Genomic DNA, 13,423 nt, shown 5'->3' on the forward strand with positions numbered 1-13,423 from the left:
CCGCCCCATAGGCGAGAGTCGCAAATCCGTCACCCCATGGTGACGGACTATTTACCGCGGAGGGAGACGATCCCGTCGGAAATCATTGCGGGGATTGGGGCAAATGATCCGTGAAGCGATTATCGGTGCCGCGCTGCTGTGTGGTGGTGGCTATTATGCGATGTCGGCATCGCAGGGCGCGGACATCGTCCGCACGGTAAACGCCAGCCCGCACGATACGTGGCGCGGCTTCGATCTGGTGTTCAACCAGTCGAGGGGCAGCTGGACCGGTTATGGCCCGCAGGGCAGCACGCCCGGCAAGGGCATGAGCTTGCCCAATGTGACGAGCGTCGATTCGAAGGAGATCGACTATAGCGTGCGCAAGGACGGCGCCGAGGCGATCCACTTCAAGCTGCGCTTCGAACCGTTGGAGAATGGCCGCAAGACCAGGCTTTCGTTCGACGCCGACTTCAAGGGCCAGGCGGCGATGGCCAATTACAATCCCAAGGTGCGCGAGGCGATGGCGCAGGTGCTCGACGAGTTCATCGTCCAGATCGAGAATGGCAAGGCGATCAGCTCGGCAGAGCGGTTCATGGATTTCGATCGCCAGCTGCATGCCAACGCCAGCTATGCCGAAGCGCAACGGCAGAACGAGCAGATGCGGCAGCATGCGGCGCAATCGGCCGCAGCGGCCCCGATGATCGATCCCGACAAGGGCCGGCTGGACCCCAAGGGCGCCGATGCGACGCCCGGGAATCCGCGCCCGCGTTACTGACGCGCAACTTTCCTGCTGGCGCCGCACGGAACCGGGAGTATAGGCTTTCGGTTCATTGGGACGGCGCCGAGACGCGCCGGCGAGAAGCAATCAAGGCAACCGTCGCGCGCAGATGAACTCGATCGATCGGTACATGGCGCGGCTGATCGCGGTGCCCCTGATATCCACATTGCTGATTTCGGCGATGCTGCTGGTGCTCGACCGCATGCTGCGCCTGTTCGAGTTTGTCGCGACCGAGGGCGGTCCGGTGAGCGTCGTCTGGCGCATGCTCGCCAATCTGCTCCCCGAATATCTCGGCCTGGGCATCCCGATCGGTCTGATGCTGGGCTGCCTTCTCGCCTTCCGCCGGCTGGCCACCTCGTCCGAGCTCGATGTGCTGCGCGGCGTGGGGATGAGCTACACGCGCCTGCTCAAGGTGCCGTACATGTACGCCTTCGCGCTGGCGCTGCTCAACCTGGCGATCGTCGGCTATATCCAGCCGACCTCGCGCTATAATTACGAGCAGTTGCGCTTCGAGCTGCGCTCGGGCGCGCTCGGCGCCTCGATCAAGGTGGGCGAGTTCACCAGCTTCGGCGCGAAGATGACGCTGCGCATCGAGGAGAGCAAGGACGAGGGCCGCAAGCTTTCGGGCATCTTCGTGCAAATGATGACCAAGGACGGCACGCCGGTGGCGGTGACGGCGGAAAGCGGCCAGTTCCTGCGCTCCGACGATCCGGACGTGATCATCTTCCGCCTGAGCAACGGCACGCTCGTCCATCAGGACAAGGGCTCGCCGGTGCCGCGGGTGCTGACCTTCACCACGCATAATCTGCCGATCCCGCTGCCCAAATACGAGCAGTTCCGCACCCGGGGCGGCAAGAATATCGAACGCACCTTGCCCGAGCTGGCGGTGATCGGCCGCAATCCGCAATCGAGCGAGGAGGATCGCGAGACCAGCCGTGCGGCGTTCCACTTCCGCCTCGCCGAAGTCGCGTCGATGTTCCTGCTGCCCCTGCTCGCGGTGGCGCTGGGCGTGCCGCCCAAGCGCTCGACCTCGGCGCTGGGCATATTCCTGTCGATCGTGATGATCGTGACCTATCACAAGATCAACGAGTTCGGTCAGTCGTTCGGCAGCGGCGGAAGCATCGATCCCATCGTCGCGCTATGGGGACCCTTCGCGCTGTTCGCCGCGCTGGTGATCTGGATGTATTACCAGATCGCCTATGTGCCCGGCGCCCAGCCGATCGGCGCGCTCGAGAAGGTCTTCTCCAAGCTCACCAAGGCGATCCTGCGCTTCGTGCCGGGCCGCCGCCGCAAGCGGCGCCAGATCGACGAGGCCGCCGCATGATGAGCTCCTTCTTCCCGTCGCGGACCATGTCGCTCTACATGGCCAAGATGTTCCTGGTGCGCACCTTCTCCATCCTTGGAGCGCTGGTGCTGATCCTCCAGTCGCTCGACCTGCTCACCGAGAGCGGCGCGGTCCTCGCCCATGCCGGAAACGGCGATGCGGAGATCTGGCGCTATGTCGGCCTGCGCGTGCCGCAGATCGCGGCGACCTTCCTGCCCTATTCGGTGCTGCTGGGCTCGATCCTGACGCTTTTCCAGCTCAACCAGAACAGCGAAGTGACGGCGATGAAGGCCTCCGGCCTTTCCGCGCACCAGATCCTGGCGCCGCTGCTGCTGACCGGTGTCGCCGTCGCCGGAATCTCCTTCATGTTCAACGACCGGATCGTGACCCGCTCCACCGCGACGCTCGAGCAGTGGAAGAAAATATCCTATGCGCCGCTGCCCATCGATCGCGGCGATCGCAGCAATGTGTGGGTGAAGGGCGACAACAACCTGATCCAGGTGCAGCAGGTCCGCGGACGCGGCGAGGCCGCGCAGCTCTATGGCATCACCGTGTACGAGCGGCAGAACCGCTCGCTGGTGGGCATCCTGACCGCGCCGCACGGCGTGCGCGACGGCGATGGCTGGCGCGTGGACAATGCCGAGCGTTTCGTCGTCGCCAGCGGCCAGAAGACCAAGGTGGGCAACATCGTGATCGGCCATAATATCCGGCCGGACCAGTTCACCCTCGCCCATGTCGATGCCGATTCGATGGGGTTCTTCGCGCTCAACGAAGCGATCGGCGACCTGAAGGTCGCCGGCCGCCAGACCGACGCGCTGGAAGGATCGCTATGGCACAAGCTCTCGGGACCGCTCTCCGCGATCCTGATGCCGCTGCTCGGCGCGGTCGCCGGCTTCGGCCTGGCGCGATCGGGCAAGCTGTTCCTCCGCGCGGTGATCGGCATGGCGCTGGGCTTCCTGTACTTCGTCGCCGACAATTTCGCGCTGGCGATGGGCAACCTCGGCGCCTACCCGCCCTTCCTCGCCGCCTGGGCGCCGTTCCTGCTGTTCCTGATGATCGGCGAAGCGGTGCTTCTGCGGACGGAGGAGTAGCGGGCTACGCCTGTATTCCTCTTCTTCTCCCCTCCCTGGAAGGGAGGGGTCGGCGGTGGGTCGGCCTGCCACGGGCCTCGACTTCCGCGAGTATAGCCTGGGCCACGCCATCGGGATTGGCCGTCACCTCCGAATTCCAGAAACGTACTACTTTCCAGCCCAGCGATTCCAGGAAAGCCGTATGCTTGGTGTCATACGCTGAATCGATGTGCTGCCGTCGAGTTCGATAGCGAGCTTTACGCTGCGGCAGGCGATATCGAGGAAATAGGTACCTACCCGGTGCTCACGGGTGAAGCGTGGTCGGAAGACCGAGACCCGCTGCCAAACAAGCTTCTCAGCCTCAGTAGGATTATTGCGCAACGCGCGGGCGCGTTCGGTCATTTTGGGCGGCACGCGGGGCATTGCAAGAAACTGGCCCTGCGGCGCGTGGAGAGCAACCCATCCCCACCCCCTCCCTTCCAGGGAGGGGAGTCTAAAAAAAGCCGGGCATCGCTGCCCGGCCTTTCCGTTTCCCTCCCGCGGGAAGTTCAGCGGGCGCCCATCGTGCTGCGGGCAAGGCGGTGCATCAGCCCGTGCAGCGAGGGATAATTCGCCTTGTGATAGGACGACGCCTCTTCGAGTGCGCCGGCGATGCGGCGGTGCGCTTCGTCGAGCGCGTGATAGGGCAGGCTCGGCAGCAGATGGTGCAGCGCGTGGTAACGCAGCCCGATCGGCGCCCAGAGATAGGCGAGGAAGCCCGGCGTCGGCACGTTGACGCTGTCGAGATACTGCGCCGTCACGGTCAGCGGCTCGCCGTCATTCTCCCAGAGATGCGCGACGAGGGTGCGGACCTGGTTGATCACCGCCGCACCGGCGACGACCGCGAGATAGATGCCGAAGGCGCGCAGCGGGACCAGCCCCGTCGCGACCGCAGCGAGCAGCGCGATCGAAAAGATGCTGGCGCCGGCTTCCTGCCAATACCATTGGGTGCGGAACTCGCCCTCGGGCGCGCGGCGCTCGAACTTGGGGTTGATCTGCAGGCCCGAATATTTGGCGACGACGAGGCGACGCAGCTTCGGGATCACCAGCGAGAGTGGCGTGAGCACGCCGAAGCGGATCAGCATCGCCACCGGCAGCAGCAGCGAGACGAGCAGGAACATCGGCAACGTCCACGGCTTCATCAGCGCGAGCGGCAGATATTCGGGATCCTCGAGCGTGCCATAGCGCGTGCGGGCATGGTGCATGGTGTGCACGCCCTCGTACATGAACGAAGGCAGCAGCAGCGGCACGCCGACCAGCACGTTCCAGGCGAGGCGGAAGTTCGGCAGCAGCGAGTGCTTGAGATGGGTCAGCTCGTGGATGAACAGGCTGGCGCGATAGAGCGCGAGCACCGCCACCACACCGGCGAGCAACGCCAGCGGCACGCTCGGCACGAAGATGGCCGTGGCAAGCGCGCCATAGCCGATACCGGCCGAGAGCAGCATGTCCGTCCAGTAGATGCGCGGATTGGGGGTGTGCAGGTCGCGCGTCAGTTCGGCCGCGGCGCGCAGCATCGCGCGGTCGTCGGGCACGCCGGAAAGCTTGATACGCGCCGATGTCGTGGCCGTTTCCGGCTCTGCGTCGTGGATATTCAGGGCAAGCGATTTCGTCATGATGTCTGCCATTTGGCGAGAGATAGTGGCTTTATGGTGGCATTCCAGGGGTTAGGAGGAGGCACCTCACTCGCCGCAATGCCGTGCTTGACACTGGACGTTCGGCGAAGGACTGCATTGCGCTGAATCAAACCCAAGAAAGGGCTTACCCCTTGCCCAGCGGCCCGCTCAGCATCCGTCCCGTCACGACCAAGCGCGACACCAAGGCCTTTATCGAGGTCGCCTACACGCTCAATTCCGGCGACCCGCACTGGGTGCCGCCGCTGCGCGATGAAGTCGCCTCGACGATCAGCCCGAAGAAGAATGGCTGGTTCAGCCATGCCGAAGCGCAATATTTCCTCGCCGAGCGCGACGGCAAGGCGGTGGGCCGCATCTCGGCGCATATCGACCGGCTGGCGCTCGAGATGCCCGCCGAGCAGGGTTTCGGCCCGGGCACCGGCTTCTGGGGCTTTTTCGACGCCGCGGACGAGAATGCGGCCAAGGCGCTGATCAACACCGCCGAGGACTGGCTGCGCGGCAAGGGCATGACCAAGGCCCTCGGCCCGGTCAGCCTGTCGATCTGGGAAGAGCCCGGCCTGCTGGTGAAGGGGCATGACCACTCGCCCACCGTGCTGATGGGCCACCACCCGGCGCATTACCAGAAGTGGATCGAGGCGGCCGGCTACAAGGAAGCCAAGAAGCTGCTCACCTATGACCTGCGCGTCGACACCGGCTTCCCGCCGCTGATCAACCGCATCGTCGCGAATGGCGAGAAGAACCCCAAGATCCACATCCGCAAGGTCGACAAGTCGAAATTCGCCGAGGAAGCCGCGATCATCCTGGCGATCCTCAACGATGCATGGTCGGACAATTGGGGCTTCGTGCCGCTGACCCAGCCCGAGATCGACGATGTCGGCAAGAAACTGAAGCCGCTGGTGTTCGAGGACCTGATCATGATCGCCGAGCTCGAGGGGGAGCCGGTGGCGTTCATGGTCACCCTGCCCGATCTCAACGAAGCGGTGAAGCCGCTGAACGGCTCGCTCCTCCCCTTCGGCTGGGCCAAGCTGCTCTGGTGGCTGCACAAGCCCAAGGCGCGGACGATGCGCGTGCCGCTGATGGGCGTGGTCAAGCGGCTGCAGTCGTCGCGGATGGCGAGCCAGCTGGCCTTCATGATGATCGAATATATCCGCCGCGCGGCAGTGGCCAATTATGGCGCGACGCGCGGCGAGATCGGCTGGGTCCTGGACGACAATCAGGGCATGAACGCCATCGCCGATGCGATCGAATCGAAGATCAACCGCGAATATGTGATCTACCAGAAGCCGCTCTGAGGCTTCTGCACGGCCACGACCGGCCTGCTCCCGGTTGCAATGGGAGCAGGCCGGTGCCGGCCTAGGGAACCGGGGGAAAACACCCGCGGCGGCGAACGCTTACAAGCCGCCACGGGCGCCCTCCCTGGGCTTTCAGCGCGCCTGCTTCATCAACTCGAGGGGGTCCACGCCCTCATTGAGCCAATCTGCACGGGTGCGGCATACCCGCTTGGGCACCCGCGTTCCGGTGATCTCGGTGTCGATGCAGTATTTGCGGCTGTCGGCCTTCGGCGACTGCTGCTCCTGCCTGGGCTTGGCTGGGTCATTCACGACAGCGGCGGCGGGGGAGACGGCACCGGCGGCGAGCGTGACACCGGCCAGCAGGGCGGCAGCGGCGGAAAACAGGGTCTTGCGGTTCATGGCGGGGGGACTCCTTGGGAGGACGGAGCGCGTCGCGGCGAACTGGGGGATGCCGCCGTTCGCCGCCGCAGCTGGGATCAGTTCTTCTTGGCGGGATCGTAGTTGAAGCGGGCGATCCACTCGGCGCGGGTGTGGCACTCGCGCTTGGGCATCAGCGTGCCGGTGGTCGCGCCCTGCTGGACGCAATACTTCTTCTGCGCTGCCTTGTCGGCCTGGTCGTCCTGCTTGGCCTTGGCTTCCTTCGCCGGATCATTGGCGCGCGCCATGGCGGGCGAGACGGCGCCGGCGACCAGCATGGTGGCGGCTGCAGCGGCCAGGAACGCGGACTGGATGGGCTTGCTGTTCATATCCTAAACTCCTCTAACTCGGACAGGACAGGCGCTCATTCCGCCTGTTGCCTCCTGCTTCGCAATCGGCGTGCCAGTTTCGGTAGTTACGGGAATTCAATGACTTAGCGCATTATGACACAGTGATGACGTGCCATAACACGGCAATACACACCAAATGTTGGTGCGCAGGCGGAACGGCCGTCCGAAAACGGACACTGCGAGTGTCCGGAACCGGTCAGGATCTAGCGGAGGGAAACCCAGGTGGGAGCGTGATCGCTGGCCTTTTCGCGGCCGCGATGGGGCTTGTCGACGCCGGCGCCCAGGAAACGGTCGGCGGCGATCGGGCTCAGCAGCAGGTGATCGATGCGGAATCCCGCGTCGCGCTGCCAGGCGCCGGCCTGGTAATCCCAGAAGGTCCAGATGCCGCCGCTCGGGAAGCGGGTGCGCAGCGAATCGGTCCAACCCTGCGCGAGCAGCGCGCGATAGCGCTCGCGGCTCTCGGGCTGCATCAGCGCGTCGCTGGCCATCGCGCGGACCGAGAAGGTGTCGTCGTCATTGGGGATGACGTTATAGTCGCCGGCGAGCACCACCGGCCGCTCCTCGGCGAGCAGCGCCTGGGCGCGGTCGGCGAGGCGCTCCATCCATTTCAGCTTGTAGTCGAACTTGGGGCCGGGCTGCGGATTGCCGTTGGGCAGATAGATCGACGCGACGATCAGGTCGCCGATCTCGGCCTCAAGATAGCGGCTGTGCGCATCTTCAGGATCGCCGGCCAGGCCGCGCTGGCGCTCCACCGGCTGCTGGCCCTTGGCGAGCACCGCGACGCCGTTGAAGCCCTTCTGCCCGTGCCAGACGGCGCCATAGCCGGCCGCCTCGATGTCCTTCACCGGCAGCGTCTCGTCGGCGCCCTTCAGCTCCTGGAGGCAGACCACATCGGGCTGCTCCTCGGCGAGATACTCCAGCAGGCGCTCCATGCGCGCCTTGATGCCGTTGACATTGTAAGTGACGATCTTGGGCAAGGCGGTTCGCTCTAGACGGAGAAGCTGGTGCCGCAGCCGCAGCCCGAGGCGGCATTGGGGTTGGTCACCGCGAAATGCGCCCCGCCGAGATTGTCGATATAATCGACGCTGGCGCCGCGGACGAGATCGAGGCTGATCGAATCGACCACCAGCCGCGCGCCGTCCTGCTCGGCGACTGTGTCGTCGCCTTCCACTGCGTCCGCAAAGCCGAACTTGTACTGGAAGCCCGAACAGCCACCGCCCTCGACCGAGAGGCGCAGGATCGCCGGCTTGCCCTGCTTGGCCGCAATCGCCGCGACGCGCGCGGCGGCGGCGGGGGTAAAGCCGATCTCGGACTGGGTGAGCGTTGCCATGGGGTGGAGATAGTGGCGCGGGCGGCGGGTGGCAATGCGTCAGGCGCCGTCCGCCGGCTCTCCGCGGATCGCATCGGCGAAACGGCGCGTGAGCCGGGTGAACGCGTCAAGTTCCTCCGTGCTCCAATCCGCGAACACACCGCCCAGGATGCGTTCGCGCGCGACGTCGATACGGTCGGTCATCGCCTTGCCCGCGGGTGTCGCCACCGCCTCACGCACACGCTTGTCGGTAGCGCCGGCGCGGCGCTCGACCAGGCCGAGGCTCTCGAGCTTGGCGACCTGGCGGCTGACGGTGGTATAGTCCCTCCCCAGCCGGTCCGCTGCCTCGACCACGCCGATCGGGCCGAAGCGCTCGATCCCGACGAGCAGCGGGAACAGCGCGCGATCGAGCTTGATACCAGCTGCCCGGATCAGCAGCGCATCGCGCTGCGGGCGGTTCATCACCGAGAGAATGTCTAGCAGGGCGCTGTGCAGCACCGCCAGTTGCGAGGATATATGTGTATTTTGCACATTATTGCTTGACGGCACTCGATACCCTTTCCAATATATGTGCATAATACACATATTCGTGTCGAAGGGAACAGGCGATGAAGGCAGCGATGGTGACCCAGGCCGGGCAGAACGCGCCGGCCTATGGTGATTTCGAAGAACCGGTGGCAGGCGCGGGCGAGGCTATCGTCCATGTCGCCGCGGCGGCGATCAGCCCGCTGGTGCGCGGGCGGGCGGCGGGAACGCATTACAGTAGCGGCGGTGCCTTCCCCTTCGTGGCGGGCGTGGACGGTGTCGGCAAGCTCGACGACGGGCGCCGGGTCGCCTTCGCCTTGCCCCGCTCGCCGTTCGGCAGCATGGCCGAGCGGGTGGCAGTGCCGGTATCGCACATCGTTCCGCTGCCCGACGCGCTCGACGACGTGACCGCGGCGGCGCTGATCAACCCGGGCATGTCCTCCTTCGCGGCGCTGACCGAGCGGGCACGGCTGCAGCGCGGCGAGACGGTTCTGGTCAACGGCGCAACCGGCGCGGCGGGCCAGCTGGCGGTGCATGTCGCGCGGCATCTCGGCGCGGCGCGGGTGATCGCGACCGGGCGCAACGCGGCGGCGCTTGCGGCCCTGGGCGCCGATGCAACCATAATATTGGGCGACGACCTCGATGCGCTCGAGATGCAGTTCAAGGCAGCATTCGCGCAGGGCATCGACGTGGTGATCGACTATCTCTGGGGGTCGAGCGCCGAACGGCTGCTGATCGCTGGCGCCAAGGCTGGGCTGGACGCGGTGCCGGTCCGTTTCGTCCAGGTCGGTTCGGTGAGCGGCGGCGAAATCGCGCTACCGGGTGCAGTGCTGCGCGCTTCGGCGATAGAACTGATGGGCAGTGGCCTCGGCAGCATCCCGCTGGAGCGGCTGGTCGCGGCGATCGGGGGCATGCTGCAGGCGGCGGCGAGCGACGGCTTCGGCATTCCGGCGCGCGCGGTGCCACTGGCGGAGGTGGAGCAGGCTTGGGCATTGGAGGGCGGCGCGCGTATCGTGCTCACTGTATAGCGCGTGGCCGGAGCGGGCGAACAACCCGCTCCGGCGGAATTGGGTCTAGTTCGTCGCGCATCTCCAGCAGAGAAGCGGTCCATCCTCCTCGTCGATACGCATGCCCAGCTGCGTGAAACCTGCCTTGGCGAGGACACGCTGCGAGGCAAGGTTCTCCGTGCTGGTCTCGGCTGTGATCGCCTGCACACGCGGGTCCTCGCGCGCCCAGGCGACGATGGTGCGCACTGCCCGGCCGGCAAAGCCTTGGCCTCGCCGGCTCGGGGCGATGCCATAGCCGATGTCGATCACGCCTTCCGTGGGCGTCCGCGTGACCGAGCACAGGCCCACCAGTTCGCCTTGCTCGACGATCAGCCAGGATGCCGGGACGAAGTCCTGCGATATGCGCGCCGCGAGATCGGCCAGCATCCGGAGGATCTCGGGCGCGGCGACCGGCGTGTCGGCGAGGGCGTGGTTTCTCGGCGCGCGGCCGAGCAGCAGCGAGGCAAAATCCTCGCTATTCATCTCTACGATCATTGGTGTCTTTCGAATGAAGGGCGGCGCGGCATAGGCGCCGGATCCGCTTCAGCCGATCGGGATCGCGCGCGCTTCGCGCACGTCAACGCTCGGCCGCAGCAGCGGTCGGAAGCGGACGGTGAGCAAAGGCGTTCTCCTGGGCACGCGGCCGGGAATGGCTGCGCGCGTCATGGGCTTATCGCCGAGGCGCTCCAAAAGAAAGGGGGCCGCCTTCGCGGGCAGCCCCTCTCCTCTCCTACCTCGGAAAAGCTTACTTGCTGGTCGCCGGGCCGCCGACGCCGCCCTGGACGCGATCCTGCACCGCGACGAGATACTCGCCGGTCTGCAGGAACGGGATCGGGTTCACCGCCTTGCCGTCGACGCGCACCTCATAATGGAGGTGGCTGCCGGTCGAACGGCCGGTCGAGCCCATCAGGCCGATCAGCTGGCCGCGCTTCACGCGGGTGTTGTCGGCAACGAGGATCTTCGAGAGGTGGCCATAACGCGTCTCGATGCCGCGGCCATGGTTGATCTGGACGAGGTTGCCATAACCGCCCTGGCGGCCGGCATGGCTGATGATACCGTCGGCGGTCGCATAGATCGGCGTGCCGAGCGCGCCGGGGATGTCGACGCCGGCGTGCATCGCCGCGGTGCCGCGGAACGGATCCGAGCGGACGCCGTATTGCGAGGTGAAGGTCAGCTTGTCGACCGGCTGCATCGACGGGACCGAGATCACCGTCTGCTCGAGCATGTCGAGCTTCTTCCAGGTGACGAACAGCGCGCGGAACTGGGCATCGGCGGCTTCGGCCGAGGCATCGCTGCCGTTCGCATTGTCGTTGTCGATCGGCTCATAGGGGCCGCCCATCGCCGGCACGCTCACATAGCGCTCGGGCGAAAGGCCCAGGCGGCGGAGTTCGCCGGCGGTCTGGTTGTAGCGGGCTTCGCCGGCGGCGCGGGCCTTGCCGGCCATCGCGACCTGGCGGGCCTCGACCTGCTTGAGGGGTGCGAGCACTTCGTTGGCAACGGCGCTGGTGCGGCCGGAAGCGTTCGGCAGCGGCTGTTCGATCACGGCGCGGTCGCCCTTGCCGGTGAAGGTCGCGCTGATCAGCGCCTGATGCTGTTCGACGCGCGCGGCCTGGAGGCGGGCTGCCTCCTTGGCGGCAGTGACGTCGGCCTGCATCTTCTCGACCTGATCGCGCATCTGGGCGACCTGCGCCTCGGGCGACGAAGGCGTGCTGGCCACGCCGCTGATCGCGATCGCGCCGACGGCAGCCTGGGCCACGCCGTACGCCGAGAACACCACGGTGACCCCCGCCACGCCGGCGAGCAGCGCCTGGGTGCGCCCGGCGATGCTGAAGCGCTTCAGATCGCGACCGTCATGGAAGATAAAATCACGGGTGGTGAAAAAAGCACGGAACCGTCGTCCCAGCGTAACCGTTTTGTTGTTCGACGCCTTAGCCATGAGTCCCCGGCCAGTTCATGGAAGCAAGCACCGAAAAGCGACCCGGTTGCCGTACTTCAATTATCCCGTGTCTCAGCAAGCAGCCCCTCCGCCTCTGGACGGTGGCTTGTGACCCGAGGGATCACTCCACGGCAAGGGCTTGGTAATAATGTCGGGACAAACCGGCTGAACTGCGCGCCGAGTCGTTGAACGGTGGCTTAATCACCCCGTGGAAGTAGCGCGTCACCAGGGCCTGCCAGGTCGTTTCGGGGGCAAGTCCCTTTTCGCGACAGGCCGATTCGAACCACACCGTTCCGGACCTAACATGGCGGATCTCGTCGTTGAGAATGCGCATGAGGATGCTGCGTGTAACTATATCATCTATCGATGAAAACCGCTCGATCATCGCCGGCGTGACGTCCAGTCCGCGCGCCTCCAGCACCATCGGCACCACGGCCAGCCGCGCGAGTGCATCGTGCGAGGTCTCGGCGGCAGCGTCCCATAATCCGTCATGCGCAGGCATCGCGCCGTAGAAGCTGCCGAGCGTCTTCAGCCGCCGATCGAGCAAGGCGAAATGCATCGCCTCGTCCGCGCCGACATGCATCCAGTCGTCGGTGAAGCTGCGGGGGAACTGGCCGCCGAAGCGGCCGACCATGTCGAAGGCCAAGTCGATCGCGGAGAACTCGATATGCGCGATCGCATGGATCAGTGCGATGCGGCCGCGCTCGGAGCCGCCCTTGCCGCGCCGCGGCATGCGCGTGGGCGCCAGTAGCTCGGGCTGGTCGGGACGCGCCGGCCTGTCGGGCATCGAGACATCGAATTCGAACGCGAGCCGGCCCCGCCGCCAGTCGCGCGCGGCGGCGCGGGCTGCCTTTACCTTTTCGGCCGGCGCTGCGGCGCCGAGCACCGCGCGGCAGGCCTGGGCGATGCTGCGCTCGGCCATCAGGGCTTTGCGGGCGGCGCGCAGCTTGCCGGCATCGGCGGCGGGGCGGCGTTGCCAAATTGCAGCGGCATGGGGAACCAATTGTCGCGCCCGCCCTCGCCGCGCTTCGCCTTGGGCCAGTGCAACTGGCGGACCCAGGCGACCACGGTGGCATCCCGCGCCGTGTCGCCGGTCGAATCGAGCACAAAGGCATCGACGTTACCCGCCACATCGATCTTCGCGCAGACCATCGCCGCGGTATCCTGCAGGCTGGCCGGGATCGGTGGGAGCTTCTGCGCGTGCGCGGCAACCGGAGCGGCCAACAATGCGATCAGGGCGAGGAAACGCTTCATCGCCGAGCCTGCATTTCCTTGATCGATTCGAGCACGTCCACTGCATGGCCGGGCACGCGCACGCGGCGCCAGGCGCGGAACAGCGTGCCTTCCTCGTCGAACAGGAAGGTCGAGCGGTCGATGCCCATATAGCGCTTGCCGTAGAGCTGCTTCTCCACCCACACGCCGAACTGCTCCATCGCCGCGCCCGAGGTATCGGTGGCGAGCGGCACGGTCAGGTCGTATTTGTTGATGAACTTCTGGTGCTTGATCGGCGGATCCTTGGAGACGCCGACCACCTCGGCACCGAGCGCGGCGAACTCGGGCAGCAGCGCCGAGAAATCCTGCGCCTCGCGGGTGCAGCCCGACGTGTCGTCCTTCGGATAGAAATAGAGGACGAAGGGCTTTCCGATCTTGTCCGCCAGCGCGATCGCCTCGCCTTCGGTCCCGTCGAGACTGACCGCGGGGATCTTGTCGCCTTCCTCGATTGCCAT

17 protein-coding genes and 1 pseudogene are annotated in these 13,423 nt (G+C 66.0%); 5 read left to right on the forward strand and 13 right to left on the reverse strand.

From position 1 onward, the window contains the following. Positions 1 to 103 precede the first annotated feature (103 nt). From AC1RPL_RS03670 to lptG, 3 genes are all read left to right on the forward strand, one after another. On the forward strand, positions 104 to 754 hold the full coding sequence (locus AC1RPL_RS03670) for a hypothetical protein (RefSeq protein WP_493067897.1): 651 nt from the start codon (positions 104 to 106) through the stop codon (positions 752 to 754). A gap of 112 nt (positions 755 to 866) precedes the next feature. Next, on the forward strand, positions 867 to 2,081 hold the full coding sequence (lptF, locus tag AC1RPL_RS03675; protein ID WP_493067898.1) for an LPS export ABC transporter permease LptF: 1,215 nt from the start codon (positions 867 to 869) through the stop codon (positions 2,079 to 2,081). Continuing rightward, complete coding sequence (lptG, locus tag AC1RPL_RS03680; RefSeq protein WP_493069075.1) at positions 2,081 to 3,172, forward strand: LPS export ABC transporter permease LptG; 1,092 nt, start codon at positions 2,081 to 2,083, stop codon at positions 3,170 to 3,172. The genes lptF and lptG overlap by 1 nt, the downstream gene beginning before the upstream one ends. A 4-nt stretch (positions 3,173 to 3,176) precedes the next feature. On the opposite strand, the pseudogene AC1RPL_RS03685 reads toward lptG, so the two are convergent. Next, positions 3,177 to 3,574: pseudogene (locus tag AC1RPL_RS03685) on the reverse strand (endonuclease domain-containing protein). 125 nt (positions 3,575 to 3,699) lie between these two features. Then, positions 3,700 to 4,803: a fatty acid desaturase family protein gene (locus tag AC1RPL_RS03690; protein ID WP_493069076.1), complete on the reverse strand. Its 1,104-nt coding sequence runs from the start codon at positions 4,801 to 4,803 to the stop codon at positions 3,700 to 3,702. A 152-nt stretch (positions 4,804 to 4,955) separates the two neighbouring features. Between AC1RPL_RS03690 and AC1RPL_RS03695 the strand changes: the two genes are divergently transcribed. After that, on the forward strand, positions 4,956 to 6,113 hold the full coding sequence (locus AC1RPL_RS03695) for a GNAT family protein (protein ID WP_493067899.1): 1,158 nt from the start codon (positions 4,956 to 4,958) through the stop codon (positions 6,111 to 6,113). A 132-nt stretch (positions 6,114 to 6,245) separates the two neighbouring features. Here AC1RPL_RS03695 and AC1RPL_RS03700 read toward each other — a convergent pair whose 3' ends face one another. The 5 genes from AC1RPL_RS03700 to AC1RPL_RS03720 form a co-directional block, all read right to left on the reverse strand. Then, positions 6,246 to 6,512: a hypothetical protein gene (locus AC1RPL_RS03700; protein ID WP_493067900.1), complete on the reverse strand. Its 267-nt coding sequence runs from the start codon at positions 6,510 to 6,512 to the stop codon at positions 6,246 to 6,248. Positions 6,513 to 6,589: 77 nt separating this feature from the next. After that, complete coding sequence (locus tag AC1RPL_RS03705) at positions 6,590 to 6,859, reverse strand: hypothetical protein (RefSeq protein WP_493067901.1); 270 nt, start codon at positions 6,857 to 6,859, stop codon at positions 6,590 to 6,592. A 224-nt stretch (positions 6,860 to 7,083) separates the two neighbouring features. Next, positions 7,084 to 7,857, reverse strand: a complete 774-nt coding sequence (gene xth, locus AC1RPL_RS03710) for an exodeoxyribonuclease III (RefSeq protein ID WP_493067902.1) — start codon at positions 7,855 to 7,857, stop codon at positions 7,084 to 7,086. 11 nt (positions 7,858 to 7,868) lie between these two features. Next, the gene (gene erpA, locus AC1RPL_RS03715; protein WP_493067903.1) at positions 7,869 to 8,210 is read right to left on the reverse strand and encodes an iron-sulfur cluster insertion protein ErpA; all 342 of its coding nucleotides are present in this window, start codon (positions 8,208 to 8,210) and stop codon (positions 7,869 to 7,871) included. Positions 8,211 to 8,249: 39 nt separating this feature from the next. Beyond that, on the reverse strand, positions 8,250 to 8,687 hold the full coding sequence (locus AC1RPL_RS03720) for a MarR family winged helix-turn-helix transcriptional regulator (protein WP_493067904.1): 438 nt from the start codon (positions 8,685 to 8,687) through the stop codon (positions 8,250 to 8,252). Positions 8,688 to 8,797: 110 nt separating this feature from the next. On the opposite strand from AC1RPL_RS03720, the gene AC1RPL_RS03725 reads away from it, so the two are divergent. Further along, the gene (locus tag AC1RPL_RS03725; protein WP_493067905.1) at positions 8,798 to 9,742 is read left to right on the forward strand and encodes a quinone oxidoreductase family protein; all 945 of its coding nucleotides are present in this window, start codon (positions 8,798 to 8,800) and stop codon (positions 9,740 to 9,742) included. A 45-nt stretch (positions 9,743 to 9,787) separates the two neighbouring features. On the opposite strand, the gene AC1RPL_RS03730 is transcribed toward AC1RPL_RS03725, so the two are convergent. The 6 genes from AC1RPL_RS03730 to AC1RPL_RS03755 form a co-directional block, all read right to left on the reverse strand. Beyond that, the gene (locus tag AC1RPL_RS03730) at positions 9,788 to 10,255 is read right to left on the reverse strand and encodes a GNAT family N-acetyltransferase (protein WP_493067906.1); all 468 of its coding nucleotides are present in this window, start codon (positions 10,253 to 10,255) and stop codon (positions 9,788 to 9,790) included. 48 nt (positions 10,256 to 10,303) lie between these two features. Further along, on the reverse strand, positions 10,304 to 10,426 hold the full coding sequence (locus AC1RPL_RS03735; RefSeq protein WP_493067907.1) for a hypothetical protein: 123 nt from the start codon (positions 10,424 to 10,426) through the stop codon (positions 10,304 to 10,306). A 79-nt stretch (positions 10,427 to 10,505) separates the two neighbouring features. After that, positions 10,506 to 11,696, reverse strand: a complete 1,191-nt coding sequence (locus AC1RPL_RS03740) for a M23 family metallopeptidase (RefSeq protein ID WP_493067908.1) — start codon at positions 11,694 to 11,696, stop codon at positions 10,506 to 10,508. 121 nt (positions 11,697 to 11,817) lie between these two features. Then, positions 11,818 to 12,618, reverse strand: a complete 801-nt coding sequence (locus AC1RPL_RS03745; RefSeq protein WP_493067909.1) for a ferritin-like domain-containing protein — start codon at positions 12,616 to 12,618, stop codon at positions 11,818 to 11,820. Continuing rightward, the gene (locus AC1RPL_RS03750) at positions 12,618 to 12,950 is read right to left on the reverse strand and encodes a hypothetical protein (protein WP_493067910.1); all 333 of its coding nucleotides are present in this window, start codon (positions 12,948 to 12,950) and stop codon (positions 12,618 to 12,620) included. The genes AC1RPL_RS03745 and AC1RPL_RS03750 overlap by 1 nt, the downstream gene beginning before the upstream one ends. After that, positions 12,947 to 13,423: a peroxiredoxin gene (locus AC1RPL_RS03755; RefSeq protein WP_493067911.1), complete on the reverse strand. Its 477-nt coding sequence runs from the start codon at positions 13,421 to 13,423 to the stop codon at positions 12,947 to 12,949. The genes AC1RPL_RS03750 and AC1RPL_RS03755 overlap by 4 nt, the downstream gene beginning before the upstream one ends.

Source organism: Sphingomonas sp. GW821-FHT12D09, from assembly GCF_058807215.1.

What these genes read in the sequence shown, in the direction of transcription:
- AC1RPL_RS03725 (WP_493067905.1), top strand. Translation starts at nt 8,798, where the DNA reads ATGAAGGCAGCGATGGTGACCCAGGCCGGGCAGAACGCGCCGGCCTAT.
- AC1RPL_RS03730 (WP_493067906.1), bottom strand. Translation starts at nt 10,255, where the DNA reads ATGATCGTAGAGATGAATAGCGAGGATTTTGCCTCGCTGCTGCTCGGC.
- AC1RPL_RS03735 (WP_493067907.1), bottom strand. Translation starts at nt 10,426, where the DNA reads ATGACGCGCGCAGCCATTCCCGGCCGCGTGCCCAGGAGAACGCCTTTG.
- AC1RPL_RS03755 (WP_493067911.1), bottom strand. Translation starts at nt 13,423, where the DNA reads ATGGCAATCGAGGAAGGCGACAAGATCCCCGCGGTCAGTCTCGACGGG.
- AC1RPL_RS03750 (WP_493067910.1), bottom strand. Translation starts at nt 12,950, where the DNA reads ATGAAGCGTTTCCTCGCCCTGATCGCATTGTTGGCCGCTCCGGTTGCC.
- AC1RPL_RS03670 (WP_493067897.1), top strand. Translation starts at nt 104, where the DNA reads ATGATCCGTGAAGCGATTATCGGTGCCGCGCTGCTGTGTGGTGGTGGC.
- lptF (WP_493067898.1), top strand. Translation starts at nt 867, where the DNA reads ATGAACTCGATCGATCGGTACATGGCGCGGCTGATCGCGGTGCCCCTG.
- lptG (WP_493069075.1), top strand. Translation starts at nt 2,081, where the DNA reads ATGAGCTCCTTCTTCCCGTCGCGGACCATGTCGCTCTACATGGCCAAG.
- AC1RPL_RS03700 (WP_493067900.1), bottom strand. Translation starts at nt 6,512, where the DNA reads ATGAACCGCAAGACCCTGTTTTCCGCCGCTGCCGCCCTGCTGGCCGGT.
- AC1RPL_RS03705 (WP_493067901.1), bottom strand. Translation starts at nt 6,859, where the DNA reads ATGAACAGCAAGCCCATCCAGTCCGCGTTCCTGGCCGCTGCAGCCGCC.
- erpA (WP_493067903.1), bottom strand. Translation starts at nt 8,210, where the DNA reads ATGGCAACGCTCACCCAGTCCGAGATCGGCTTTACCCCCGCCGCCGCC.
- AC1RPL_RS03690 (WP_493069076.1), bottom strand. Translation starts at nt 4,803, where the DNA reads ATGACGAAATCGCTTGCCCTGAATATCCACGACGCAGAGCCGGAAACG.
- AC1RPL_RS03745 (WP_493067909.1), bottom strand. Translation starts at nt 12,618, where the DNA reads ATGGCCGAGCGCAGCATCGCCCAGGCCTGCCGCGCGGTGCTCGGCGCC.
- AC1RPL_RS03740 (WP_493067908.1), bottom strand. Translation starts at nt 11,696, where the DNA reads ATGGCTAAGGCGTCGAACAACAAAACGGTTACGCTGGGACGACGGTTC.